Annotated in this window: 21 protein-coding genes; 10 read left to right on the forward strand and 11 right to left on the reverse strand. The window is 73.4% G+C overall.

Annotated features, from left to right (window positions below; all coding sequences use genetic code 11):
• Positions 1-121 precede the first annotated feature (121 nt).
• Entirely contained in the window at positions 122-484 is a 363-nt protein-coding gene (locus tag R2D22_RS12635; protein ID WP_318103201.1) for an MGMT family protein, read from the reverse strand.
• 141 nt (positions 485-625) lie between these two features.
• On the opposite strand from R2D22_RS12635, the gene R2D22_RS12640 reads away from it, so the two are divergent.
• The 3 genes from R2D22_RS12640 (at position 626) to R2D22_RS12650 (ending at position 6,658) form a co-directional block, all read left to right on the forward strand.
• Positions 626-3,406 carry a lysylphosphatidylglycerol synthase domain-containing protein gene (locus tag R2D22_RS12640; RefSeq protein ID WP_318103202.1) on the forward strand — a complete coding sequence of 927 codons (2,781 nt, stop codon included), beginning with the start codon at positions 626-628 and terminating at the stop codon, positions 3,404-3,406.
• 103 nt (positions 3,407-3,509) lie between these two features.
• On the forward strand, positions 3,510-5,084 hold the full coding sequence (locus R2D22_RS12645) for an alpha/beta hydrolase (RefSeq protein WP_318103204.1): 1,575 nt from the start codon (positions 3,510-3,512) through the stop codon (positions 5,082-5,084).
• 32 nt (positions 5,085-5,116) lie between these two features.
• Positions 5,117-6,658 carry an alpha/beta hydrolase gene (locus R2D22_RS12650; RefSeq protein WP_318103205.1) on the forward strand — a complete coding sequence of 514 codons (1,542 nt, stop codon included), beginning with the start codon at positions 5,117-5,119 and terminating at the stop codon, positions 6,656-6,658.
• An 84-nt stretch (positions 6,659-6,742) separates the two neighbouring features.
• Here R2D22_RS12650 and moeZ read toward each other — a convergent pair whose 3' ends face one another.
• The 7 genes from moeZ to R2D22_RS12685 form a co-directional block, all read right to left on the reverse strand.
• Positions 6,743-7,921 (reverse strand): adenylyltransferase/sulfurtransferase MoeZ, encoded by a 1,179-nt coding sequence (moeZ, locus tag R2D22_RS12655; RefSeq protein WP_318103206.1) that lies wholly within the window; start codon positions 7,919-7,921, stop codon positions 6,743-6,745.
• Between the two features lie 72 nt (positions 7,922-7,993).
• Positions 7,994-8,755, reverse strand: a complete 762-nt coding sequence (locus R2D22_RS12660; RefSeq protein ID WP_318103207.1) for a spherulation-specific family 4 protein — start codon at positions 8,753-8,755, stop codon at positions 7,994-7,996.
• On the reverse strand, positions 8,743-9,711 hold the full coding sequence (locus R2D22_RS12665; protein ID WP_318103208.1) for an NAD-dependent epimerase/dehydratase family protein: 969 nt from the start codon (positions 9,709-9,711) through the stop codon (positions 8,743-8,745). Before R2D22_RS12665 ends, R2D22_RS12660 begins: the two co-directional genes overlap by 13 nt.
• Before the next feature lie 128 nt (positions 9,712-9,839).
• Complete coding sequence (locus R2D22_RS12670; protein WP_318103209.1) at positions 9,840-10,925, reverse strand: hypothetical protein; 1,086 nt, start codon at positions 10,923-10,925, stop codon at positions 9,840-9,842.
• A gap of 13 nt (positions 10,926-10,938) precedes the next feature.
• Positions 10,939-12,933 (reverse strand): DUF3492 domain-containing protein, encoded by a 1,995-nt coding sequence (locus R2D22_RS12675; RefSeq protein ID WP_318103210.1) that lies wholly within the window; start codon positions 12,931-12,933, stop codon positions 10,939-10,941.
• Positions 12,934-13,162: 229 nt separating this feature from the next.
• A complete protein-coding gene (locus R2D22_RS12680) occupies positions 13,163-14,677 on the reverse strand; it encodes a DUF3152 domain-containing protein (protein WP_318103211.1) in 1,515 nt (504 codons plus the stop codon).
• Positions 14,678-14,683: 6 nt separating this feature from the next.
• On the reverse strand, positions 14,684-15,658 hold the full coding sequence (locus R2D22_RS12685) for an alpha/beta fold hydrolase (RefSeq protein ID WP_318103212.1): 975 nt from the start codon (positions 15,656-15,658) through the stop codon (positions 14,684-14,686).
• 141 nt (positions 15,659-15,799) lie between these two features.
• Here R2D22_RS12685 and R2D22_RS12690 point away from each other — a divergent pair, with 141 nt between their 5' ends.
• The 4 genes from R2D22_RS12690 (at position 15,800) to R2D22_RS12705 (ending at position 17,622) form a co-directional block, all read left to right on the forward strand.
• Positions 15,800-16,018 carry a hypothetical protein gene (locus tag R2D22_RS12690; protein WP_318103213.1) on the forward strand — a complete coding sequence of 73 codons (219 nt, stop codon included), beginning with the start codon at positions 15,800-15,802 and terminating at the stop codon, positions 16,016-16,018.
• Positions 16,019-16,164: 146 nt separating this feature from the next.
• A complete protein-coding gene (locus tag R2D22_RS12695) occupies positions 16,165-16,824 on the forward strand; it encodes a TetR/AcrR family transcriptional regulator (protein ID WP_318103214.1) in 660 nt (219 codons plus the stop codon).
• Positions 16,825-16,969: 145 nt separating this feature from the next.
• Entirely contained in the window at positions 16,970-17,197 is a 228-nt protein-coding gene (locus R2D22_RS12700; RefSeq protein ID WP_318103215.1) for a DUF3107 domain-containing protein, read from the forward strand.
• Positions 17,198-17,352: 155 nt separating this feature from the next.
• Complete coding sequence (locus R2D22_RS12705; protein ID WP_318103217.1) at positions 17,353-17,622, forward strand: hypothetical protein; 270 nt, start codon at positions 17,353-17,355, stop codon at positions 17,620-17,622.
• 30 nt (positions 17,623-17,652) lie between these two features.
• On the opposite strand, the gene R2D22_RS12710 is transcribed toward R2D22_RS12705, so the two are convergent.
• On the reverse strand, positions 17,653-18,387 hold the full coding sequence (locus R2D22_RS12710) for a ferritin-like fold-containing protein (protein WP_318103218.1): 735 nt from the start codon (positions 18,385-18,387) through the stop codon (positions 17,653-17,655).
• Positions 18,388-18,880: 493 nt separating this feature from the next.
• Here R2D22_RS12710 and R2D22_RS12715 point away from each other — a divergent pair, with 493 nt between their 5' ends.
• Both R2D22_RS12715 and R2D22_RS12720 read left to right on the forward strand, forming a co-directional pair.
• Positions 18,881-21,157 (forward strand): DEAD/DEAH box helicase, encoded by a 2,277-nt coding sequence (locus R2D22_RS12715; protein ID WP_318109741.1) that lies wholly within the window; start codon positions 18,881-18,883, stop codon positions 21,155-21,157.
• Positions 21,158-21,263: 106 nt separating this feature from the next.
• Positions 21,264-22,226 (forward strand): alpha/beta fold hydrolase, encoded by a 963-nt coding sequence (locus tag R2D22_RS12720; RefSeq protein WP_318103219.1) that lies wholly within the window; start codon positions 21,264-21,266, stop codon positions 22,224-22,226.
• Here the strand turns inward: R2D22_RS12720 and R2D22_RS12725 are convergent.
• Positions 22,144-23,073, reverse strand: coding sequence for an NYN domain-containing protein (locus tag R2D22_RS12725; RefSeq protein WP_318103220.1), 930 nt, complete (start codon positions 23,071-23,073; stop codon positions 22,144-22,146). The two genes, R2D22_RS12720 and R2D22_RS12725, sit on opposite strands and share 83 nt — an antisense overlap.
• 175 nt (positions 23,074-23,248) lie before the next feature.
• On the opposite strand from R2D22_RS12725, the gene R2D22_RS12730 reads away from it, so the two are divergent.
• Positions 23,249-23,401 carry a hypothetical protein gene (locus R2D22_RS12730; protein ID WP_318103221.1) on the forward strand — a complete coding sequence of 51 codons (153 nt, stop codon included), beginning with the start codon at positions 23,249-23,251 and terminating at the stop codon, positions 23,399-23,401.
• A 103-nt stretch (positions 23,402-23,504) separates the two neighbouring features.
• Here R2D22_RS12730 and R2D22_RS12735 read toward each other — a convergent pair whose 3' ends face one another.
• Positions 23,505-24,110, reverse strand: a complete 606-nt coding sequence (locus tag R2D22_RS12735) for a MarC family protein (protein ID WP_318103222.1) — start codon at positions 24,108-24,110, stop codon at positions 23,505-23,507.
• Positions 24,111-24,435 lie beyond the last annotated feature (325 nt).

Genomic DNA, 24,435 nt, shown 5'->3' on the forward strand with positions numbered 1-24,435 from the left:
TGTGCGCGTGCGCGTGTTGCAGGTGCGGATGCTGACGGAGCGGTGCGGAGGGTGCGGAACAGACGACCTTACGGGAATCCCGCACCGTCCGGAGCGGTCATCCGCACACCGCCCCGCGCCGTCATCCGCGAGCGGCCGTCCCGTCCCACCGCGCCCGCCGCATGTCGATCTTCGGCAGGTGGCCCTCCGCGCTGCGGGCGGCCTCCTTCAGCGGGGTGCTCTCCTCCCGGTAGTGACCGAGCGCACGCTGCTCGTGCCCGGGCAGCAGCGTGCCGTCCGCGCGCACCACTCGCCACCAGGGCACCGCGCCGCCGTACAGTGCCATCACACGGCCCACTTGCCGCGGGCCGCCCTCGCCGAGCCACTCGGCGACGTCCCCGTAGGTCATGACCCGGCCGGGCGGGATCAGCTCGGCGACCTCCAGGACCCGTTCCGCATACTCGGGAAGGTACTCGGGAAGCTCCTCGACGCTCATCCGGCACATCCTGCCTCACCGCACCGACAACCCCCTGATGCCTCCCTGTGGCGGCTTCCCGTGCCACCATCGTCCGGGCGGTGACTGGTGATACGAGATCAAGAGCTCCACGAGCAAGCACAGCGACGACAGCAAGAAGAGATCACGGACATGGTGAAGGGGCACGACGCGCAGCCTCCCGATGAGGCCGGCCCGGGCGTACCCGCAGGCCCCGGGGGCGTCGGCGAGCCCGACGAGCCCGGTGAGTCCGGCACGCCCGGTGGCTCCCGCACGTCCGGTGACTCCCGCACGCCCGGTGACTCCCGCACGCCCGCGGAGCCCAGCGAGCGCGTCTCCGGGGACGAGCCGCTGCTCGCCGCCCGGGTGCACCGCCCCTCCGACCTGCTCCGGCTGCTCGTCGGCGTGCTCGCGATCGCCCTCGTCCTGGCCATCGCCGCGTTCGCCCACGGCACCACCTCCGGCCTGGAGCAGGACATCAACAAGGGGACGACCGGCGCCCCCGACGTCTTCGTCAAGATCGCCGGCCTGGTCTCGTCCATCGCCGTCCTGCTCGTCCCGGTCGCGTTCGCCATCGAGCGGCTGATCAAACGGGACGGGCTGCGCATCGCCGACGGCGTGCTCGCCGCCGTCCTCGCGCACGGTATGACCCTCGCCACCGACCTGTGGGTGGCGCGGGCCGCGCCCGGCACCATCCAGGACGCGCTGACCCAGCCGGCGGCCGGTGGCGGGCTGACCGATCCGGTGCACGGCTACCTCGCGCCGGTCATCGCGTACATGACCGCCGTCGGCATGGCCCGCAGACCCCGGTGGCGGGTGGTGCTCTGGTTCGTCCTGCTGCTCGACGCGTTCACCATGCTGGTGGCCGGCTACACGACCGCGTTCTCGATCATCCTCACCGTGCTGATCGGCTGGACCGTCGCGTACGGCACGCTCTACGCCGTCGGCTCCCCCAACGTCCGTCCCACCGGCCAGACGCTGCTCGCGGGCCTGCGCCGGGTCGGCTTCCGGCCGGTCACCGCGCTGCGCGCGGAGGGCCTGCCCGACACCGTCGAGCAGGGCGACCGGGGCCGCCGCTACATCGTGACGCTGGAGGACGGGCCGCCGCTCGACGTCACCGTCGTCGACCGCGAACAGCAGGCGCACGGCTTCTTCTACCGGGTGTGGCGGCGACTGACGCTGCGCGCCATCACCACCCGCCGCTCGATCGTCTCGCTGCGCCAGGCCCTGGAGCAGGAGGCGCTGCTCGCGTACGCGGCGATCGCCGCCGGGGCGAACGCGCCGAAGCTGATCGCCACCTCCGAGCTGGGCCCGGACGCCGTGATGCTCGTGTACGAGCACCTGGGCGGCCGGACCCTGGACTCCCTGGAGGACAAGGAGGTCACCGACGAGCTGGTGCGCAGCGCGTGGCGCCAGGTGGAGGCGCTCCAGTCGCGCCGGATCGCGCACCGGAGGCTCGTGGGGGACGCGATCCTGGTGGATCGTTCCGGCAAGGTGATCCTGACGGATCTGCGCGGCGGCGAGATCGCCGCCGGCGATCTGGTGCTGCGGATGGACATCGCGCAGCTGCTCACCACCCTCGGTCTGCGGATCGGCGCGCAGCGCGCCGTCGCCGCCGCAGTGGAGGTGCTGGGCCCGGACGCGATCGCCGACTGCCTGCCGCTGCTCCAGCCGATCGCGCTGAGCCGCTCGACCCGTGCGGAGCTGCGCCGGCTGGCGCGCGAGCGTTCTAAGCGGGAGCGGGAGGCGGTCCTGGAGGCCTCCGAGGCGGCGAAGCGGGCGCGCGCCGAGAGCGGGGCGGCGGCCGGCCAGGTCGCGGGTGCGGACGCGAAGGCGGACCGGAAGGCCGTACGGGCGGAGAAGCAGGCCGACAAGCGGGCCGAGAAGCGCGCACTCGACTCGGCGCTCGACGAGGCCCGCGAGGAGGACCTGCTGGCGCAGATCCGCCGGCAGGTGCTGCTGATCCGGCCGCAGGCGCCGGTCGAGCCGGTGCGTCTGGAGCGGATCAAGCCGCGGACGCTGATCAGCCTGATCGCGGGCGCGGTCGCCGCGTACTTCCTGCTCTCGCAGATCGCCCGGACGCCGCTGTCGGCGATCGCCGAGGCGAACTGGGGCTGGGTGGCGGCGGCGGTGCTGTTCTCGGCGCTGAGCTACGTGGCGGCGGCGATGAGCCTGCTGGGCTTCGTGCCCGAGCGAGTGCCGTTCGGGCGGACGGTGGTGGCGCAGCTCGCCGGGTCGTTCGTGAAGATCGTCGCCCCGGCGGCGGTCGGCGGCGTGGCGCTGAACACCCGGTTCCTGCAGCGCTCCGGCGTGCGGCCGGGGCTCGCGGTGGCGAGCGTCGGCGCGTCACAGTTGTTCGGGCTCGGCGCGCACATCCTGCTGCTGCTCGCCTTCGGCTATCTGACGGGGACGGAGAAGTCGCAGTCCTTCACCCCGTCCCGGACGGTGATCGCCGGCCTGCTGACGGTGGCGGTGCTGGTCCTGGTCGTGACGGCGATCCCGTTCATGCGGAAGTTCGTCTCGACGCGGCTGCGGTCGCTGTTCGCGGGCGTGGTGCCGCGCATGCTGGACGTGCTTCAGCGGCCGCTGAAGCTGGCCACCGGCATCGGCGGAATGCTGCTCCTGACGGGCGTCTTCGTGCTCTGTCTGGACGCGTCGATCCGTGCCTTCGGACAGGGCCAGGCGGAGACCCTGAGTTTCGCGACCGTGGCGGTCGTCTTCCTCGCCGGCAACGCGATCGGCTCGGCGGCCCCGACCCCGGGCGGCGTCGGCGCGGTCGAGGGCGCGCTGACGCTCGGCCTGGTGACGGTGGGCAACCTGCCGCTGGAGGTGGCCACGCCCGCGGTACTGCTGTACCGGCTCCTGACGCTGTGGCTGCCGGTGCTGCCGGGCTGGCTGTGCTTCAACTGGCTGACGAAGAAGGGCGCGCTGTAGGGCGTACTTCGGGCGTGCGCGGCGGGGCGCACCACGCGGCGCCCCGCCACCCGCATGGCCCATGGCGCGCGCGGGGCGCGACGGCCCGGACCACGATGGACGCATGCCGAACGCACCCCGCCGCGCCGCCCTCGTCGCCGCCATCGCCGTCGTCGCGCTGCTCGCCGCCGGGTGCTCGGACGACGGGGACAAGCCCGCGGCGGAGGGGTCTCCCTCGGCCTCCGGCCTGGCCGCGCTCGCGTCGCAGGATCTGGAGTGGTCGGTCTGTCCGCCGCCGTCCGCCGCCGAGGGTGGCGGGCCCGCGCCGTCGCCGCTGCCCGGCGGAACGCAGTGGGAGTGCTCCTTCATGGACGCACCGCGGGACTACGCCGATCCCGGCGGCGAGACGATCGAACTCGCCCTGATCCGCGCCAAGGCCAGGAACACCTCGGACCGCATCGGCTCCCTGATCTTCAACTTCGGCGGCCCGGGCGGCTCCGGCATCACCGGACTGCCGTCCTTCGGCGCCGACTTCGAGTCCCTGCGCTCCCGCTACGACCTGGTCTCCTTCGACCCGCGCGGCGTCGGCCGCAGCGCGGCCGTGGAGTGCCTGGGCGACCGGGAGCTCGACGCGTACTACGCCGTGGACGGGTCCCCCGACGACGCCGCGGAGGAGAAGACGCTCGCCGAGAGCCAGAAGAAGTACGCGGACGCCTGCGAGGACAACTCCGGCGACGAACTCCCGCACGTCGGGACCGAGAACGCCGCCCGCGACCTGGACCTGATGCGCCAGGTGCTCGGCGACGACAAGCTGCACTACTTCGGGATCTCGTACGGCACCGAACTCGGCGGCGTCTACGCCCACCTGTTCCCGAAGAACGTGGGCCGCGCCCTGCTCGACGCCGTCGTCGACCCGAACGCCGGCACCGAGGATGGCGCCCTCGGCCAGGCCCGCGGCTTCCAGCTCGCGCTGGACAACTTCGCGAAGGACTGCCTGGCCCGTGGCGACGCGTGCAAGCTGCCCGGCTCCTCCGTCGCCGAGATCGAGTCGTTCATCACCGAGTTGCTCGCCGAACTCGACGAGAAGCCGATCGAGGGCAGCGGCGACCGGAAGCTCACCCAGACCCAGGCGACCAACGGCATCGCGCAGGCGCTGTACTCCAAGGAGCTCTGGCAGTACCTGGAGCAGGGCCTCGACGAGGCCGCAGCCGGCAACGGCGGTCTGCTCCTGGCCCTGTCCGACTCCATGAACGGCCGCAACCAGGAGGGCCAGTACAGCAACATCCAGGCGGCCAACGCGGCGATCAACTGCGTGGACTACAAGGAGCGCTACAGCGTCGACCAGGCGAAGGCGAAGCTGCCGGAGTTCCGCGAGGCGTCGGCCGTGTTCGGCGACTTCATGGGCTGGGCGCTGACGACCTGCACGCAGTGGCCGGTCGGCGGCACCTGGGAGCACCCGGACGTGAGCGCCCCCGGCTCCGCCCCGATCCTCGTCATCGGCACCACCGGCGACCCGGCGACCCCGTACGCGGGCGCGCACGCCATGGCCGAGGCGCTGGGCAAGGGCGTCGGCGTGGAGATGACGTACGTGGGCGAGGGCCACGGCTCGTACACGGGCGGCAGCGCCTGCGTGAAGGCCGCGGCCGACGCGTACCTGCTGAACGGCCGTGTACCGGCCGCTGGTACCGTCTGCCGCTAGTCGTCCGCGCGGGGGGTCATTCACACATGCACATGTCCATACGCATACGGACCGCGGTGCTCGGAGTCGCCGGACTGCTCCTGGCGGGCTGCACGAGTGGCGGTGACGCCCCCGGCACGGACGCGTCGCCGACCGGTGGGGCCAAGAACCCCTCCGCCGCCCCGACCGGAACCCCGCTGCCCGCCGCGCTCACCGGCCAGCGCCCGCGCTGGCGCGGCTGCCCGGCCCCCGAGGGCGGCGAGAAGCCCGGCGCGGGCTGGCGCTGCGCGGACGTGAAAGTGCCGCTGGACTACAAGAAGCCGGCCGGCGAGACGATCACCGTCGCGCTGATCCGCAAGGAGGCCCGGGACAAGGACCGCCGGATCGGCTCGCTGCTGTTCAACTTCGGCGGCCCGGGCGCGTCCGGCGTCGAGATCCTGCCGCGCGCCGCCACCGAGTACGCCGGGCTGAACGAACGGTACGACCTGGTGGGCTTCGACCCCCGGGGCGTCGGCCGCAGCAGCGCCGTGGTCTGCCGGGACGACAAGGAGCAGGCCGCGTCCGAGGCGGGCACGGACCTCACCCCGGACACGGCGGCCGAGGAGGCCGCGTTCGTGAAGGACGGCACCGCGTTCGGAGCGGGCTGCGCCCGCCGCTCCGGGAAGCTGGTCCCGCACACCACCACCAGCAACACCGCCCGCGACCTGGATCTCGTCCGCCATGTGCTCGACGACGCGAAGCTGAACTACTTCGGCATCTCGTACGGCACCCAGCTCGGCGCCGCCTACGCGCACCTGTTCCCGGCGAACGTGGGCCGGACGGTCCTCGACGCGGTCGTCGACCCGACCGCCGACTCCACCGGACACGCCCGCAACCAGACCATCGGCTTCCAGCGGGCGTTGGACAACTACCTGAAGAACAAGGGCGAGAACCCCAAGGCCGGCACGGCCAGGATCAGCGCGCTCCTCGATCGACTCGACCGCGACCCGCTGCCGGTCGGAGGCCGGAAGCTGACCGACAGCCTGGCTCTCACCGGCATCGTGATGCCGCTGTACTCCGAGAGCAGCTGGCCCATGCTGACCTCCGCGCTGCAGAAGGCGGAGAGCGGCGACGGCTCCGAACTCCTGCAGCTCGCCGACTACTACAACGACCGTGACCGGAACGGGCACTACAGCACCCAGAGCCATGCGCAGCGGGCGATCTCCTGCGCCGACTCCGCCGAGCGGCCGACGGCCGCCCAGGCCCGGGCGCTGCTGCCGGAGTTCCGGAAGCTGTCGCCGGTCTTCGGCGCGTTCCTGGCCTGGGACACGGCCGGCTGGTGCGCGAACTGGCCGGTGAAGGGCGAGCGTTCGAAGTCGGACGTGAGCGCCCGGGGCGCCGGCCCGATCCTGGTCGTCGGCACGACCGGCGACCCGGCGACGCCGTACGAGGGCGCCCCGAGGATGGCGAAGGCGCTCGGGGACGGTGTCGGCGTCCTGGTCACCAACAAGGGCGAGGGGCACGGCGCGTACGGCACGGGGGCCTGCGTGACGAAGACGGTCGACGCGTACTTCCTGGACGGCAAGATCCCGTCGTACGGCAAGACCTGCTCCTGAGCATCCGCCGGACATGCCGGAAGGCCCCGGACCTGAATCCAGGTCCGGGGCCTTCCGCGTGCTTCGTGCCGTGAGGCGTGAGGTCTAGTAGACCGGCTTCTCGGGCTCGATCTGGTGGACCCAGCCGATCACTCCGCCGCCGACGTGCACCGCGTCCGCGAAGCCCGCGGACTTCAGCACCGCGAGGACTTCCGCACTGCGGACACCCGTCTTGCAGTGCAGGACGATCCGCTTGTCCTGCGGGAGGTCCTGGAGGGCGTTGCCCATCAGGAACTCGTTCTTCGGGATCAGCCGCGCGCCGGGGATCGAGACGATCTCGTACTCGTTGATCTCACGGACGTCGATGATGTCGATGTTCTCGCCGTCGTCGATCCACTCCTTGAGCTGCTTCGGAGTGATCGTCGAGCCGAGCGCCGCCTCCTGGGCCTCCTCGGACACGACGCCGCAGAAGGCCTCGTAGTCGATGAGCTCGGTGACGGTCGGGTTCTCGCCGCAGACCGCGCAGTTCGGGTCCTTGCGGACCTTCACCTGGCGGTACTGCATCTCCAGGGCGTCGTAGATCATCAGCCGGCCGACCAGCGGGTCGCCCACGCCGGCCAGGACCTTGATCGCCTCGGTGACCTGGATGGAGCCGATGGACGCGCAGAGCACGCCCAGTACGCCGCCCTCGGCGCAGGAGGGGACCATGCCCGGCGGCGGGGGCTCCGGGTAGAGGCAGCGGTAGCAGGGGCCGTACTCGGACCAGAACACGGAGGCCTGGCCGTCGAAGCGGTAGATCGAGCCCCAGACGTACGGCTTGTTCAGCAGCACGCAGGCGTCGTTGACGAGGTAGCGCGTGGCGAAGTTGTCCGTGCCGTCGACGATCAGGTCGTACTGGCTGAAGATGTCCATCACGTTGTCGGCCTCGAGCCGCTCTTCGTGCAGGATCACGTTCACGTACGGGTTGATGCCGAGGACCGAGTCCTTGGCGGACTCGGCCTTGGAGCGGCCGATGTCGGCCTGGCTGTGGATGATCTGGCGCTGCAGGTTCGACTCGTCGACCTCGTCGAACTCCACGATGCCAAGCGTGCCGACACCGGCCGCGGCCAGGTACATCAGGGCCGGCGAACCGAGGCCACCGGCGCCCACACAGAGCACCTTGGCGTTCTTCAGCCTCTTCTGCCCGTCCATCCCGACGTCGGGGATGATCAGGTGGCGGGAGTACCTGCGGACCTCGTCAACGGTGAGCTCGGCAGCCGGCTCGACCAGGGGTGGCAGCGACACGGAGACCTCATCAATACAGCTGGTCGGTGAGTCAATACGGTTGTTCTCCCCGTAACACTGCCACGCTGCTTCTCATTCCGAGACACCCGGTCCGATCCGCGAGACGATTTCGTCCCAGTAGCCGGGCAGTGCCTGGAACGGGTCGGTATGTCCGCCACCGTTCGCGGCCCGGTCGCTGCGATCGGTGAAGAAGATCGTTCCGGCGCCCTGCCAGCGTGCGACCCGCATCGCCTCGTCGAGATGGCTGCGCGGCACCCCGTGGACGAGGTGGACGAACCGCTCCGGCGGGTAGTCGGCGGTCCACTCCGCCACCTGCGACCAGCGGTAGTCCGTCCACGGGCCGCAGAAGGTGACCAGCTGGTCCGCGGTCTCGGCGTAGCCCGGGTACGGGTGGCTGCCGTGGCCGAGGACGAGATGCGCCTCGCCGTCGAGGATCGCCTCCAGTGTGGCCGTGGTGCGCCGCACCTCGGGCAGGTCGATCCGGTCGGTGGGGCAGCGGTCGAGGTAGTAGCCGTCGACCTTGTACCAGTCGAGGTAGCGGTGGGCGTCCGAGACGATGTCGCCGAAGTCGCGCGAGCCGTGCCGCAGGTCGAGGTGGCCAAGGACGCGGACCCCCGCGTTCTTCAGCCGCCCGGCCGCCTCCAGGCAGTGCGGGTCGGGCCGGTCCCCCGGCCCGCCGGCGACGTTGAGCACCGCCCAGTGCAGCGGCGTGCCCGGCCGGGTCAGCTCGGCCCACTCGACCGGGGCGAGCAGCGGGTGCGCGTACCCGGGGACGCCGAAGCCCATCTCGCTGAGCGCCCCGGTGACACCGGTGCGCGTGGTCAGATGCGGCATGCCGCCTCCATCCAGATGTCGGCGAGCGACTCCTCCAGGTTGATCCGGGGGCGCCAGCCGAGCCGGTCGCGGGCGGTGCGGACGTCCGCCTGCTGCCAGGGTCCGCAGCCATCCGGGTACGGGTAGGGCGGGCCGGCGACGTGGTGCTGGTGGTCGATGCCGGCCTCGCTGCGCGGGGCGCCGATGACCGGGCGGCCGGGCGGGCCGTCGAGCTCGTGCAGGCTGCCGGCGTAGCCGGCCACCCTGGCCAGGACGGCGGCGGCGTCCCTGAGCCGTACGGCACGTCCGGTGCCGATGTTGACGACGCCCTGCGCGGCGGAGAGCGAGGCCGCGTGGACGGCCCGGGCCACGTCGCGTACGTCGACGAAGTCGCGCTGGACGCCGAGGCCGGCCAGCTTCAGCTCGCCGTCGCCGGACTGCATCGCCCGGCGCATCGCCTCGGCGAGCCGGCCGAGCGGGGAGCCGGCCGGGGTGCCGGGGCCGACCGGCGAGAAGACCCGCAGCACCACGGCGTCGAGGCCGGAGCCGAGGACCAGCTCGGTGGCGGCGAGCTTGGACACGCCGTACGGGCCGCCGGGGCGCGGCACCGCGTCCTCGGCGGTGGAGGAGCCGGGCTGCGAGGGCCCGTACTCCGAGGCGCAGCCGAGCTGGACGAGCCGGGCGCCGCAGCCGCTGCGGCGCAGGGCCTCGCAGACGGTGGCGACGGCGACCGTGTTGTGCCGGGTCAGCTCGCGGGCCCCGCCCCGGGTGGCGCCGGCGCAGTTGACGACGACGCCCGGGTGGACGGCGTCGAGGAAGCGGGTGAGCGCGCCGGGGCTGCCCCCGGCCAGGTCGAACCGCACGTCGGCGTCGTCGCCGCGGCCCAGCGCGGTGAGGTGCACCGCCGGGTCGGCGAGCAGTCGGTCGGCGACGAAGCGGCCGAGGAATCCATTGGCTCCGAGCAGCAGCACCCTCATCGTGCGGCCCCTTCGTGCCGACCGGCCGGTGCTGGGGGTTGGGGGGTCATCTGTGGTGTCTCCTTGGGATGCGTGGGTCGCGAGGGGCACGCCCGCGGCGTCGGCTCCGCGGGTGCGCCGGGCGGGGGTCAGGGGGTGGGCGCGGCGTCGGCGTGGGCCGAGGCGCGGGAGAGGGCGACGGTGGCGTGCGCGAGGAGCGCGAGCGCCGCCGTGCCGCAGACGAGGGCGGGTACCGCGGCGGGGCCCCAGGCGTCCACGACGGCGCGGACCGGGGCGGCGAGAGGGTGGAGGCCGGGGAGCCGGCCGGCAAGCACGCTCGCGAGGGCGAGCGCCTCGGCGGCGCAGGCCGCGCCGAGTGCGGCGGCGGCCGCCTCGGGGCGGCCGTGCACGGTGAGCAGCCGGGCGATCAGCAGCAGGACGCCGAGGGCGACCGTGCCGTACGGCGCTCCCGCGGCGGCCGACAGGGCGGTCAGCGCGAGGAGCTGGAGCCCGACGGCGGCGAGCAGCAGCGGCCGGACGCCGGTGGCGAAGTCGTCCAGACCCCGGCTGGCGGCGAGCCGGCGGCGGGCCCGCCCGGAGAACAGCCGGGCACACCACGCGGCGGGGGCGACGGAGAGCGCGAGGACGAGGAGCGGGGCGGGGGCGAGGGGCCAGAGCGCGTCGGGGCCGCCGCCGACCAGGGCCTGGAGGAGGCCGTCGCCGGCGACCGCGTAGCCGAGCAGCCACAGGGTCCACAGGACGGTGCTGCGGGCGGGGCGGCCTGGGGCGGCGCGCAGCGGGCCGCGCCGGACGGCGGCGACGCCCGCGGCCGCCAGGGCGAGGACGGCGGCCACGCCGACGCCGAGGCGGGCGGGGCCCTCGGTCAGGGCGAGGCCGCCGGCCGCGACCAGGGCGACCGCGCCGGGCGCGAGGACGAGCCCGGCCCAGGCCGCGACCGGCTCGGCCGGGGGCGCGGCGGCGGGGCGGGGCGGTTCGCCGCCGCGCGGCACCCGGGCGTACAACTCCTCGGCGAGCGAGAACACGTCCCGGTGCCGGAACCGGGCGGCGGTCCGGTCGGTGACCCCGTGGATCTCGAGACCGGCGGCGATCTCCAGCGGGTCGACGGCCCCCTCGACCAGCTCGCGATGCCGGTGCAGCAGCGCCTTGACGGGGTCGCCGTTCCCACGCCGGGGCGCGGCGGGTCCAGGACTGGTGGCTGCGGCGGAGCCGCGCATGGATGTGCCTCCTTCAGGCATCGGCACTCACCGGCCGTTCCTCCCCGGCCGCCTCGGCCGGAGTCCGGCCGGGGGCGACTGCGGCCGGGCTCCGGTCCGAGCCGGGCGGCTCGGACGCCGCCGACGGCCCGGTCGCGGTGTGCGGCCCGGCCTCGTCGGCCGGGGTACGGCCAGGGGCCGTGGTGGCCGGGCGCCGCCCGGAGCGCGGCGCCTCGGCCGCGGGCGACGCCTCGGTGGGGGTGTTGGTGGCCGGGCGCCGGTCCGAGCCGGGCGGCTCGGACGCCGCCGACGGCCCGGTCGCGGTGTGCGGCCCGGCCTCGTCGGCCGGGGTACGGCCGGGGGCGGTGGTGGTCGTGCACCGGTCGGAGCCCGTCGGCGCGGTCTGCATCGGCGGCTCGGCCGGGGCGGCCTTCGGGTCCGGGGTACGCGTCGTCCAGTGGCCCGGGAGCGACGCTTCGGCGGGGTGGGCGAAGGGGACGCCCTCCGCCGTGCCGCGCCGGACCGGGGAGTGGGAGAGCAGTTCCAGGTAGATGCCGCGGAACGCGGCGAGGTTCTGCTCGACGGTGAACAGTTCGAGCGCGCGGGCGCGGGAGGCAGCGCCGAGCCGGTGCCGGCGTTCGGGGTCGCGCAGCAGCGCGAGGCAGGCGTCGGCGAGCGCCCGCGGGTTGCGCGGCGGAACGACGAGCCCTGTGCCGCCGATAACCTCGACGACCGCGCCGACGTCCGTGGAGACGGTGGCCCGCGCGCAGAGCATCGCCTCGACGAGGCTGATCGGGAAGCCCTCTACGACGCTGGAGAGCACGACCACCGCCCCGCCCCCGTACGCGTCGGCGAGGCTCGGCGCCTCGGGCCCGCCGAGTTCCTCGAAGGAGACCGGGTTGTCGCCGACCGCGTACTCGTCGGCCGCCTCGTCCGGGAACAGCTGCGCGGCGAGCGCCCGGCAGTGCGCGAGGTAGCTGTCCGCGCCGGGCTCGCGTACCGGCACGGCGACGATCCGCAGCCGTGCGTCCGGCTGCTCGCGGCGCACCTCGGCGAAGGCGTGCAGCAGCGCGATGAGGTCCTTGGCGGGTTCGACCCGGCCGACCCAGACGAGGGTGGCCGGGTCGGCGCCCTCGTCGTCCTCGCCGACCTCCGTGAACCGGCCGGCCGCCATGCCCGGGTAGACCGTGCGCTGCTTGGCGCGGTCGGCGCCGCACTTCTCCTGCCAGCGGCGGGCGTGCGCGTTGCCGGGGGTGAGGAGGGCCGCCTGCCGGTAGATCTCGGTGGCGAGCCGCCCGTGGAACGCGGCGAGCAGCGCGCGCACCGGCGCGCCGACGGCCGTCCCGGAGGCGGCGAGGTACTGGCTGCGGAGCTGGACGCCGTACTCGGTGACCAGCAGCGGCGTGCCGAAGAAGCGTTTGGCCAGCAGGCCGGGAAGCGCCGCCGTTCCACCGGCGGCCGCGTGGCAGAGGTCGACCGCGCCGAGGGTGTCCTCGGTGTACCAGTCGACCGAGAGCGGCCGCAGCGAGCTCTCCAGTCGGCCTACGAACGCGAGGTGGTCGGGCAAGGCCGCGTCGCGCGCGCCGCCCCGCGCGCCGGGGGCACGGCAGGCGGACTCCAGGATGCGGACGGCGGGTTCGGAGCGCAGCGCCGCCGCCAGGCCGCCGTGCTCGCGGGCGAGTTCGGCGAGGCCGTACAGCCCCTCGGCGAAGTCGTCCGCGGCGGAGGGGGCATCGCCCTCCGTACAGAGCCCGGCGGCCAGCGCGCCGAAGTGCCGGGCGAAGAGCCGCCGGGCTCGGCGGCCGTGCCGGCGCCCGTCGTCCTCGCGGCCCCAGAGCGGCGCGGTGCTGACCCGGCGCACCTGCTGCGGGAGGTCGACCCAGCCGCCGTCCTCCTGGCGGGCGCTGCGGGAGAGGGCGTAGAGGTCGAACTCGTGCCGGCCGAGCCCGCGCACGAGCCGGTCGCACCAGAGCCTGGACTCACCCGTGGCATACGGATAGCCACCCTCGGTGAGCAGTGCGATGCGCACGAAAACACACCCCCGATCTCCCTTGCGCGCGGTCGCCGTCGGTCGGACGACTCGCAGCGGGAAGAACGTAAGCGGATGTGCCGGTGGCGCGACGGACGGTTGTCCGTCGCGCCACCGGAAGGGGTGAATGCTCGTAACTTTCCCGACCCGGTCGCGTTCTGTCGCGGTACGGGGCGAAACGACTACGCTCCGTCAGGCCGGGGTGCCCGCTCGGGGGACGGGCAGACGGTCAACTCCCGGGGTGGACCCAGGGGTTGGGACGGCACTCGATGCCGTCGATGTCCAGGGACTTGGTCTGCTGCTGCATCACGGGGGCGAGCGCGCCCGGCGTCCTGCAGCTCACGTGTCCGTGGCCGAGCCGGTGGCCGACCTCGTGGTTGATCAGCATCTGGCGGTACGCGTACATGGCCTTCGGCCCGAAGGTCTCCGAGCCCTGCGCCCACCGGAAGGCGTTGATCATCACGCGCTGGGTGGAGGCGGAGTCGCAGGAGACGTTGTCGACGGTGGTGTCGAGCCCCGACTTCTCGCACCAGACGCCGGTGGTGCCGGGGCTGGCCAGGGTGATGACGAACTCCGGGTCCCCGCTGGAGATCCGCTCGAAGGTCATCTCGCCCTTGCCGGCCCAGCTGCGCTCGTCGTTGAGGGTCTTCTGCACGGCCTTCGCGAACAGCGCCGGGTCGAGCCCGAGCCCCTTCTCGACGTCGACCCGGTAGCGGATCTTCCGCCCCTTGCCGGGGGCCTTGTCGAAGCCGGGCACGGCCTCGAAGTCCCCGGACGCCTTGAGCTTCGGGTCGATCGGGAACTGGCGCGCCATCAGCTGGTCGTACGTGAGCGGCACGGCGGGCTTCACCGGCGCGCCCTGCGAGGGGGTCGCCCGGTCGTCGGAGCGGTCGGAGCGGGGCGCGTCCTCGACGGCGCGCCCGCCGGCCTCTCCGGCGGACCGGTTGGAGGCGTCCCGGGTGTCCGTGCCGCCGGCGACCTGGCCGGCGACGACGACGGCGAGGACGGTGGTGACGGCGGCCGCCGCCACACCGGTGAGCGTGCGGCCCTTGCCGCCGGACTTCGCGGGCGGCTGCTCCTCGTCGGGCAGCGTCCGCGGCTCGGCGTCGGTGTCCCGGAGGTCGTCGAAGGCCTCCAGGTCCTGCGGGAGGGTCTCGCGCCGCGGTGCCGGTATGAACGGGGTCTGCGAGGCGGTCTGGGCGGGGCCGCCGGCGCGGTGGCGGGGCACGCCCTGCCAGTCGCCGTACCGCTGGGGCGGCGGCGGAGCGCCTTCGGGATGCTGGGGGTGTCCGCCGCGGACGTCGGGCCCGGGGCCGGCCGGGCCGCCGAGGGCGCCGCCGTAGGGGCCGCCGGGCCGGGCCGCGTAGCCCTGCGCGCCGTAGGAAGGGGTGCCGTGGGCGGGGGTTCCGTAGTCCGGGCGGCCGTTGTCCTGGCGGCCGTAGGCCGGAGTGCCGTGCGCGGGAGTGCCGTAGGAAGGGGTCCCGTAGGAAGGGGTGCCGGGGGCTGGGGTGCCGTACCCCGGAGTGCCGTGGGCGGGGGTTCCGTAGTCCTGGCCGCCGTAGGCCGGGGTGCCGTGCGCGGGGGTGCCGTAGGGCTCCGTCCCGTACCCGGGCGTGCCGTGCGGCGGGGTCTCGGTGGCCGCGCCACCGGACCGGCGGCGGCGTCCGCTGCCGGGCCTCGCGGCCTCCGGCTCCCCCGGTTTGACGGCCGCGGGAGCGGGGCCCTTGCGACTATGTCGTCCCACCCCGGGTCAGCTCCCGCCCTCTTGGTTCTCTGCGTGCTCTTCGATCAGTTCGCGGACGGCCGCGGCGACCGTCTCCGGGTACTCCATCATGGCCACGTGTCCCGCCTCCGGCAGGGTCAGGAGTCGCGAACCGCGGAACGCCGCGGCCGCCCTGCGCGCCATACGGTACGAGACGAGCTGGTCGCGTCCGCCGTACACGAGGAGCGTCGGCGCGAGCACCCGCTCCGCCTGACGCCACAGCCCGTGCTGCCCGCCGAGGGTGTACGCGTCCACGATCCCGCGGGCCGAGCGGGCCATGGCGTCCCAGAAGTACGGGAGCTCCAGTCGCCGTTCCATCTCTTCCACGGCGTGTCGGAAGCCCTCGTCCGTCACTCGTCCGGGGTCTCCGTAACAGAGCGACAGCACCCCCCGGACGCGTTGTTCGGGCGTCCAGTCCCGGCTGAGCCGGGCGAACAGACCGGCCACGCCGGGCAGCGCGAGCGCTGCGGTCGGCCAGGCGTTGCGCTGGACGCGCAGCTCGGGCAGCGCGGGCGAGACCAGGGTCAGGGTGCGCACCAGGTCCGGGCGGACCGCGGCGACCCGGGTGACGGCGGCGCCCCCGAGCGAGTTGCCGACGAGGTGGACCGGGCCGCGGCCGGCCGCGTCGAGGTAGCGGATGACGGCGCGGGCGTGGCCGGTGACCGAGTAGTTGCCGTCGTCCGGCGGCGGGGAGTCCCCGAAGCCGGGCAGGTCGAGCGCCTCGCCGTCGACCTTGTCGGCCAGCAGCGGCATCAGCGAGGACCAGTTCTGCGACGAGCCGCCGAGGCCGTGCACGTACAGCGCGGGCGGCAGGCCCGCGCTGACGCCGGGCCGCGCCCGCACGGTCAGGGTCAGTCCGGGCAGTGCGACGGAGCGCAGTTCCTCGCCCTCGGCGACCCGTACTCCGCGCGCCCGCGGAGCGGGGGCGACGGTCCGGGTTTCCGGCAGCTCGGTCGAAGACATGGCAGCGATATTACGAGACGATCACGCCGTGGGGCGTGTGTGCGCCGTCACAGATTCCTCCGGGCGTCGGGTGCGCGTGGCCCGGCAAGCTCCTACGCTCATAGGAAGAGGGATCCATCGGAAGAACCCGAGAGGAACCTGATGACCGCCGTCGATCCGTCCGAACCCGACACTTTCGCCGAGGAAGCCGAGGCCGCAGCGCTCGACGAGGAGATCCCCGAGGCGGACGCCGCCGAACAGCACACGGAACTTCAGCAGCGCTCGGACGAACTCCCCCACATCGATCAGGACCGCGCCAACGAGGCGGACGCGACCGAACAGGCGCGGGTAGTGACGCAGGACGAGGACGACTACCGATGAATTGTTCTGTTTAATGTTGAATCGCCGACTGTCATGGACGTCCGGTCCATGAAATTCTGCGTTCGCACCGCGCACAGCCGGGTTACCCAAAAGTACGATGGCGGACGCGGCGCCACAGCGCGCATGGATCGATTTTGGGAGGCGGCGTGACAGCCATCGAGCAGACAGAGGCGGCGCGCCCGCGGGGCACGCGCCTGCCGCGCCGAGCCCGACGGAACCAGCTCCTCGGGGCTGCCCAGGAGGTCTTTGTCGCGCAGGGGTACCACTCCGCGGCGATGGACGACATCGCGGAGCGGGCCGGCGTCAGCAAGCCGGTGCTCTACCAGCACTTCCCCGGGAAGCTGGAGCTCTACCTGGCCCTTCTGGACCAGCACTGCGAGGCCCTGCTGCAGTCCGTGCGCACGGCACTCGCCTCGACGACGGACAACAAGCTCCGGGTCGCGGCGACCATGGACGCGTACTTCGCGTACGTGGAGGACGAGGGCGGCGCCTTCCGTCTCGTTTTCGAATCCGACCTGACGAACGAGCCCGCGGTGCGCGAGCGCGTGGACCGGGTGAGCCTGCAGTGCGCCGAGGCCATCTCGGACGTGATCGCCGAGGACACCGGCCTGTCGAAGGACGAGTCGATGCTGCTCGCCGTGGGCCTGGGCGGCGTGTCGCAGGTGGTCGCCCGGTACTGGCTGTCCAGCGAGTCGGGCATCCCGCGCGACAAGGCGGTGCAGTTGCTGACCTCCCTGGCGTGGCGCGGCATCGCCGGCTTCCCGCTGCACGGCACCGAGGCGCACCTGAGCGCCGAGGGCCACTGACCGACCCGGCATCCGGGGTCTCGTCCGGGGTGTGTTCGCTCCTGGCGTTCCCCGAGCGTCCGTGGCGCGTCCCCGTACCGGGCTAATCTGTGCAGCGTACGGCGCGGGGAGACGCGCACCACTGACCGTTCGGAGGGACATAGCCGTGGAGGTCAAGATCGGCGTGCTGCACGCGCCGCGGGAGATCGTTCTGGAGAGCGGGCAGTCGGCCGAGGAGGTCGAGCGCCTGGTGGGCGACGCGCTGGCCGGCAAGGCGCAGCTGCTCAGCCTGACGGACGAGAAGGGCCGCAAGGTCCTGATCCCGGCGGACCGGATCGCGTACGTGGAGCTCGGCGAGCCCGCGACGCGGCGGGTGGGCTTCGGCGCGCTCTGAGCCTGAGCCGACGAGGTGAAGACGTGAGGCCCGGCGGGCGACCGCCGGGCCTTTGTCGTGTGCACGCGCGATTTGGAGGATTGCCTTCCGGGCGGCCCGGGTAGGACGGCAGTGACCGATTTGCCCGCCCCGCATCGCACGCGAGGTGATTCGCCGTGTTCCTGGAAGCCCTCGGAGCCGCCGTGCTCGGACTCGCCCTGGCCTGGGCCGCCGTGCACCGACTGCCCGACCGCCTCCCCGTGCGTGGGGTCGTGCTGACGACCGGCTCGCTGGGCGCCGTGTTCGGCGCCCTGCTCACCCACGGCTCGCTCGGCCCGGGACACGCGGCGGCGGTACTCGCCGGCGCGGTCGCGGTCGCCGCCGTCCTGCTGTCCCTGCTGCTGCGGCCCGCGAACCGCAGGCTGCGCCGATCAGCGGCGGTGTGAGACGACCGACGGACCGTCGCGCCGCCTGCGCTACGCCGCGAGGCCCAGCGCGGCCATGCGCTTGGTGTGCGCCTCGGTGATCCGGGAGAACATCCGGCCCACCTCGGCCAGGTCGAAGCCGTCGGCCACGCCGCCGACCAGCATCGTCGACAGCGCGTCCCGCTCCGCGACCACGCGCTGCGCCTGCGAGAGCGCCTCGCCCATCAGCCGGCGCGCCCACAGTGCGAGCCGGCCGCCCACCCGCGGGTCCGCCTCGATGGCGGCGCGGACCTTCTCCACGGCGAAGTTGCCGTGACCGGTGTCGTCGAGCACCGACAGCACGAGCGCGCGGGTGTCGGAGTCGAGCCGGACGGCGACCTCGCGGTAGAAGTCGCTGGCGATCGAGTCGCCGACGTACGCCTTGACCAGACCCTCCAACCAGTCCGACGGCGCGGTCAGGCGGTGGAAGTCGTCGAGCGCCTTCGCGAACGGCTCCATCGCGGCGGTCGGCTCCGCGTCGACGGCGGCCAGCCGGTCCCGCAGCTGCTCGAAGTGGTGGAACTCGGCGGAGGCCATCTTCGCCAGCTCCGCCTTGTCCGCCAGCGTCGGCGCGAGCTTGGCGTCCTCGGCGAGCCGCTCGAAGGCCGCGAGCTCGCCGTAGGCCAGCGCGCCGAGCAGGTCGACGACCGCGGCGCGGTACTGGGGCTCGGCGGACGCGGCGGCCCAGTCCTGGGCGGCGATCCCGGTGGGTTCGGTGGCGTTCTCGGCGTTGTCAGGCGTCTCCATGGACCGCACAATAGCCCGCTCCCCGCCTCCTGGAAGGTCCCGAAGCCCCTGGTCAGTCACTGTGACCTCGCACTCCTCACCATTTCTCCCGACACGCCTGCGCGAATCCGGGGTACAGTGGTAAAGCGCCTGCTGAGTATGCAGACAAGTTTTCGCTTGTCCACTCGTGCTCGGTGGGCCATCTCATGAATGAGGATGCCCGGTCGGTGGCCCGGCTGGCTCCGACCCGACAGCCCTCCCAGCGCACTTGCGGGAGGGACCCTCAGCGGCACGACGCTCGAGCGACGGCAGTGGTCCCGCGCCACCCGGCTGCGATCGCACCGATCCGGCCTGTAGTGATGCGACCCGGTACGACCCCCAGCGTTCGCCTCGCGCCGCGTCTCACAGAAGAGGCAGCACCCTGACTACCACGTTCCGAGAGCTCGGGATCCTTCCCGAGACCGCCGAAGCGCTCGAAGCCGTCGGCATCGTGAATCCCTTCCCCATCCAGGAGATGACGCTCCCGGTCGCCCTCTCCGGCACCGACGTCATCGGCCAGGCCAAGACCGGTACGGGCAAGACCCTCGGCTTCGGCCTGCCGATCCTGGAGCGCGTCACCGTCCCCGCGGACGTCGAGGCCGGCCGGGCCGAGCCCGAGCAGCTGACCGACGCCCCGCAGGCGCTCGTCGTCGTCCCCACCCGTGAGCTGTGCACCCAGGTCACCAACGACCTGCTGACCGCGGGCAAGGTCCGCAACGTGCGCGTGCTCGCCATCTACGGCGGCCGTGCGTACGAGCCCCAGGTCGAGGCGCTCAAGAAGGGCGTCGACGTCGTCGTCGGCACCCCCGGCCGTCTGCTCGACCTGGCCGGCCAGCGCAAGCTCGACCTGTCCCACGTCAAGGCGCTGGTCCTGGACGAGGCGGACGAGATGCTCGACCTGGGCTTCCTGCCCGACGTCGAGAAGATCATCAACATGCTTCCGGCGAAGCGTCAGACGATGCTGTTCTCGGCGACCATGCCGGGTGCGGTCATCGGCCTGGCCCGCCGCTACATGTCGCAGCCCACGCACATCCGCGCGACCTCGCCGGACGACGAGGGCGCGACGGTCGCCAACATCACGCAGCGCGTCTACCGCGCGCACTCCATGGACAAGCCGGAGCTGATCTCCCGCGTCCTGCAGGCCAACGGCCGCGGGCTCGCGATGATCTTCTGCCGTACGAAGCGCACGGCGGCCGACATCGCCGAGCAGCTGGAGCGGCGCGGCTTCGCGTCCGGCGCGGTCCACGGCGACCTCGGCCAGGGCGCCCGCGAGCAGGCGCTGCGCGCCTTCCGCAACGGCAAGGTGGACGTGCTCGTCTGCACCGACGTCGCCGCGCGCGGCATCGACGTCGAGGGCGTCACCCACGTCATCAACTACCAGTCGCCGGAGGACGAGAAGACGTTCCTCCACCGCGTGGGCCGCACCGGCCGCGCGGGTGCCAAGGGCACCGCGGTGACGCTGGTCGACTGGGACGACATCCCGCGCTGGCAGCTGATCAACAAGGCACTGGGTCTGGACTTCCACGACCCGGTCGAGACCTACTCCAGCTCCCCGCACCTCTACGAGGAGCTGGACATCCCCGCGGGCACGAAGGGCATCCTGCCGCGTGCCGAGCGGACCCGCGCCGGTCTGGGCGCGGAGGAGATCGAGGACCTGGGCGAGCCGGGCGGGCGCCGTTCGCGCGGCCCGCGCACCGAGGAGCCGCCGGCCCGTACGCGCACGCCGCGGCAGCGCCGCCGCACCCGCGGCGGAGCGGACGCCGAGGAGTCCGCCGCCGTGGCTCCGGCCGCGCCTGCGGCCGACGAGGAGCAGGCGACCGGTCCGCGCACCCCGCGTCGCCGTCGCCGGACCCGCTCGACGGCCTCGTCCGCCGTCGCGACGGTCGTCGCTCCGGCCGCCGCCGCGACCGTCGTCGAGGCCCCCGTGGTCGAGGCTCCGGCCGCCGCCCCGGCTGCTGCCGCCGCCCCCGCCGCCGTGGAGGCGCCGGCGGAGGAGGCATCCCGGCCGCGCCGCCGCCGTTCCCGCTCGTCGGCTTCGGCCGCCGAGGCTGCCACGGTCGTCGAGGCCCCGGTGACCGAGCCGGCCAAGGCCCCCGCGGCCAAGGCTCCCGTGACCAAGGCTCCGGTGGCCGCGGCCCCCGGCGAGGAGATCCCGCGTCCGCGCCGCCGTGCGCGCGTCGTGCGTCCCGCGGCTGAGCCCGAGGTCGGCTTCCAGACCGTGGAGAGCGTCCTTGCGGCTGCCGCCGCCGAGGCCGCCGCCCCGGAGGTCGCCGAGGAGCCGAAGGCCGCTCCGCGCCGCCGCGCCGCCAAGAAGGCCGTCGCCGCCGTCGAGGCCCCGGTCGAGACGGCCGAGGCCCCCGCCGAGGCCAAGCCGCGTCGCCGTGCGGTCAGGAAGGCCACCACGACCGCCCCGGTCGAGACGGCCGAGACCGTCGAGGCCCCTGCCGCCGAGGCCAAGCCGCGTCGCCGTGCAGTCAGGAAGGCCACCACGACCGCCCCGGTCGAGACGGCCCAGACGGTCGAGGCCCCTGCGGCGGCCGAGGCCGTCGAGGAGACCAAGCCGCGCCGCCGGACCACCAAGAAGGCCGCTGCGGCCGCCGAGGCCCCCGACGCCTCGGAGCCGAAGGCCGCCCCGCGTCGCCGGGCGACCAAGAAGGCCGTCGCGGCCGCCGAGGCCCCGGACGCGTCCGAGCCGAAGGCACCGCGCCGCCGGGCCACGAAGAAGGCCGCGGCCGCCCAGCCGGAGAGCTGAGCACCGCACCGCACGACATGACGGCGGCCCGGTCCCCCACGGGGGACCGGGCCGCCGTCGTCCTCCCCTGTGCCGTCCCCGCCGACCTGCGGATACAGTCGCTGTCATGAGCAAGCCCCGGTCCCTGGCGCTGCCGTCCCGGACCACCGCCCACCGGCTGGTGACCGCCCGCGGCGAGTTCGCCGTGCTCGACACGGAGCCGCCGGGCATGAGGCACGGCACGGCGCTGCTGATCCCCGGATACACCGGCAGCAAGGAGGACTTCCTCGCGCTGCTCGGACCGCTGAGCGACGCCGGGTACCGGGTGGTCGCCGTCGACGGGCGCGGGCAGCACGAGAGTCCGGGCCCGCGCGGCCGCACCGCGTACAGCCGGCGGGCGCTCGCGCTGGACGCCGTGGCGCAGGCGGCGGCGCTGGGCGACGGCCCCGTCCATCTGCTGGGCCACTCGTTCGGCGGACTCGTGGCGCGGGCGGCCGTCCGGGCCGCGCCGGGCGCGTTCCGTTCACTGACGCTGCTCTCCTCCGGCCCCGGCCGGGTCGCCCGGCCGCAGCGCGTCCGCGTGCGGATGCTGCGCGGGGCGCTGGCGGTGCTGCCGAAGGAGCGGGTGTGGCGGGCGACGCGCTGGCTGGACAGCCGGGGCGAGGAGCCGGGCACCATCGACCCGCCGGAGATCGTGGCGTTCCTGCGGCGCCGCTGGATGCACACCCGGATCGCCCAACTGTCCGGTGCGGGACGGCTGTTGCTCCGCGACGAGGACGGCACGGCCGACCTGTCCGTGCTCCCGGTACCGCTGCATGTCGCGTACGGCGCCGAGGAGATGGTCTGGCCGGTGCCCGCGCTCGCGGACCTGGCCGAGCGCACCGGCGCGCACCACACGGTGGTCGCGGGCGCGGGCCACTCCCCCAATGTCTCCCACCCGGAGGAACTCGCGGAGCGGCTGAGCGCGTTCTGGGCGCGGGCGGAAGAGGTGAGCGCGGTCGGCGTTTCTAGTACTGCGTCAGCAGGTGCGCCCAGAAGCCGTCCCGCAGGGCCCGACGAAGGGCGGCGTGACCGCGCAGGGAGCGGCTGAGGAGCTTCTCCGCCTCGATCAGCAGGTCCTGGTCGACCGGCCCGGGCAGGTACGGGCGCCCCGGCAGCAGGTCCGCGAGGGCCTCGCGGCCCCGTTCGGAGAGCCAGGTCGCGGCGATCTGCGCGCCGACGAGGCGGACGTCCTCACGGGAGGGCAGCGGCTCGCCCTCGTTCTCGTACGTCGTGACGGGGCGTCGGGTGATGAACGGGCGGCAGAACTCGAGGTCGAAGGTGCGCTGGCTGTCGACCTCCCAGAGCAGCGGCTCGGCCTGGTTGCGCCCCTCGGCCGCCTCGATGCCCCACAGGTGCACCCGCGCCCCGTAGCCCTGCGCGGCCTCGACCGCGGAGACGAGGTCCTCGTCGCCGCCGACGAGCGCGGCGTCGCTGATCGCGCGGTGCCGGGCGAGCGACTCGAGGTCGGTGCGGATGAGGGAGTCGACGCCCTTCTGCTGGTTGTTGGCGTTGAGGTTGCCGAGGCGGACCTTGACGTCCGGCAGTTCGGCGATGACCTGCTGCTCGGGCGTGTGGATCCGGCGGCGGGCGCCGTCGTACCAGTAGACGCGGAGCAGCCGGCTGTCCGCGAAGATCGTCCGGGCCCGGTCGATGAAGGCCTCGATGAGCCCCTCGGCGTCGAGGTCGAAGTTGCGGCGGTCCTCGGTGCCCGCCACAAGCAACCCGGCCGCAGCATGGACGTAACCCGCGTCGACGAAGATGGCGTGGGTCGAGGGCGTCTTGGCGACCTCGGCCAGCATCCGCCTCAGGAGCTCATTGGTGTGCTCCAGGCGGGCGCCGAGCTCGCGGATCGGGTCGGGTTCGGAGGGCGTGCCGGTCGCCGGTGCGTCGTTCATACCGGCCTCATTCTGCGCTGCCGCAGCGCCCTGCGCCAGGTCCGCTACCCGTTAGTAGTTAGCCATCCGAAAATTTTCCTTAGCGTAGGGAATGTTTGCAGGATGCATCTCGTTGTGACCGTATGTAACCCAGTTCTCCTTGTGGAGGATCAACTCGGACGAAGGGAGAAGCCACATGCGCTTCGAAATCCTGCGACTCGACGACATCGACGGCACGCCTGTCGACCGGACCGTCGTGGACGCCGCCTCCGTCAACCGGATCGTGCAGCAGGCCGCGTCGATCGGCCAGCGCATCTGGATCCGCCCGGCCGACACCACGGCCTCGTAACGCACGCACGCCCACCACGCACCGCGCCCCCGCACGGACTCCGGTCTCCGGAATCCGTACGGGGGCGCAGTGGTGTGCGGGGTGCGGGGTGCGGCGGCGGCCGTCAGGCCCCCTGGATGACCTGTGTGACGCCGTTGATGATCTGCTGCACGGCGATGGCCGACAGCATCATGCCCGCGAGCCGGGTGACGAGCACGACGCCGCCGTCCTTGATGAGGCGGATGATCACCAGCGAGTAGCGCATGGTCAGCCACAGCACGACGTGCATGGCCGCGATGGCGACCCAGACGGAGACCTGCTCGCCGACCCCGTCCGCGTGCTGCACGGCGAGGATCACCGAGACGATCGCGCCCGGCCCGGCGAGCAGCGGCATGCCGAGCGGTACGAGCGCGACGTTGACGTCCTTGGTCTGCTTGGGCTCGTCGGTCTTGCCGGTGAGCAGGTCGAGCGCGATGAGCAGCAGGAGCAGCCCGCCCGCGATCATCAGCGCGGGTACGGAGACGTGCAGGTACGCCAGGATCTGCTGGCCGAGGATGCCGAAGACGGTGATGACGCCGAACGCGACGGCGACCGCCTGCCAGGCCATCCGCCGCTGCACCTTGGCAGGCCGGCCGGAGGTCAGGGCGAGGAAGATGGGCGTGATCCCCGGGGGATCCATGATCACAAAAAGGGTCAGAAACAGCGAGCCGAACACGGCGACGTCGAACACGGTGAGCCTTGCGAAGTGGGGTGTACAGGGGTGATCGGGCGTCCTGGGGGACGCCGGGGGGTGGTTCGGGTGAGGCGACGAGGGGGCGGCCGGGGCAGGGCGGGCATCGGGTCGAGCGTCCGGTCGACCGAACCGGTCCGGGCCGGGCCGGGTCCGAGCCGGTTCCGGTCCGAGCCGGTCCGCACCGAGCCAGTTCCGGGTCCAGGTCCGAGCCGGGTCCAGGTCCGAGCCGGGTTCAGGTCCGAGCCGAGCCAAGCTGGGTCCGTTCAAGGCCGGGCTGGGTCCAGGTCCGGTCCGAGCCCGTTCCCGGTCCGAGCCGACCCGG

It is taken from the genome of Streptomyces sp. HUAS YS2, from assembly GCF_033343995.1.
Classification (GTDB): domain Bacteria; phylum Actinomycetota; class Actinomycetes; order Streptomycetales; family Streptomycetaceae; genus Streptomyces; species Streptomyces solicathayae.

Excerpts from the sequence above, each read along its gene's own strand:
- R2D22_RS12660 (WP_318103207.1), bottom strand. The coding sequence starts at position 8,755 with ATGCCGCATCTGACCACGCGCACCGGTGTCACCGGGGCGCTCAGCGAG.
- R2D22_RS12670 (WP_318103209.1), bottom strand. The coding sequence starts at position 10,925 with ATGCGCGGCTCCGCCGCAGCCACCAGTCCTGGACCCGCCGCGCCCCGG.
- R2D22_RS12640 (WP_318103202.1), top strand. The coding sequence starts at position 626 with ATGGTGAAGGGGCACGACGCGCAGCCTCCCGATGAGGCCGGCCCGGGC.
- R2D22_RS12690 (WP_318103213.1), top strand. The coding sequence starts at position 15,800 with ATGACCGCCGTCGATCCGTCCGAACCCGACACTTTCGCCGAGGAAGCC.
- R2D22_RS12715 (WP_318109741.1), top strand. The coding sequence starts at position 18,881 with ATGACGCTCCCGGTCGCCCTCTCCGGCACCGACGTCATCGGCCAGGCC.
- R2D22_RS12730 (WP_318103221.1), top strand. The coding sequence starts at position 23,249 with ATGCGCTTCGAAATCCTGCGACTCGACGACATCGACGGCACGCCTGTC.
- R2D22_RS12650 (WP_318103205.1), top strand. The coding sequence starts at position 5,117 with ATGTCCATACGCATACGGACCGCGGTGCTCGGAGTCGCCGGACTGCTC.
- R2D22_RS12720 (WP_318103219.1), top strand. The coding sequence starts at position 21,264 with ATGAGCAAGCCCCGGTCCCTGGCGCTGCCGTCCCGGACCACCGCCCAC.
- R2D22_RS12685 (WP_318103212.1), bottom strand. The coding sequence starts at position 15,658 with ATGTCTTCGACCGAGCTGCCGGAAACCCGGACCGTCGCCCCCGCTCCG.
- R2D22_RS12645 (WP_318103204.1), top strand. The coding sequence starts at position 3,510 with ATGCCGAACGCACCCCGCCGCGCCGCCCTCGTCGCCGCCATCGCCGTC.
- R2D22_RS12665 (WP_318103208.1), bottom strand. The coding sequence starts at position 9,711 with ATGAGGGTGCTGCTGCTCGGAGCCAATGGATTCCTCGGCCGCTTCGTC.
- R2D22_RS12635 (WP_318103201.1), bottom strand. The coding sequence starts at position 484 with ATGTGCCGGATGAGCGTCGAGGAGCTTCCCGAGTACCTTCCCGAGTAT.
- R2D22_RS12710 (WP_318103218.1), bottom strand. The coding sequence starts at position 18,387 with ATGGAGACGCCTGACAACGCCGAGAACGCCACCGAACCCACCGGGATC.
- R2D22_RS12725 (WP_318103220.1), bottom strand. The coding sequence starts at position 23,073 with ATGAACGACGCACCGGCGACCGGCACGCCCTCCGAACCCGACCCGATC.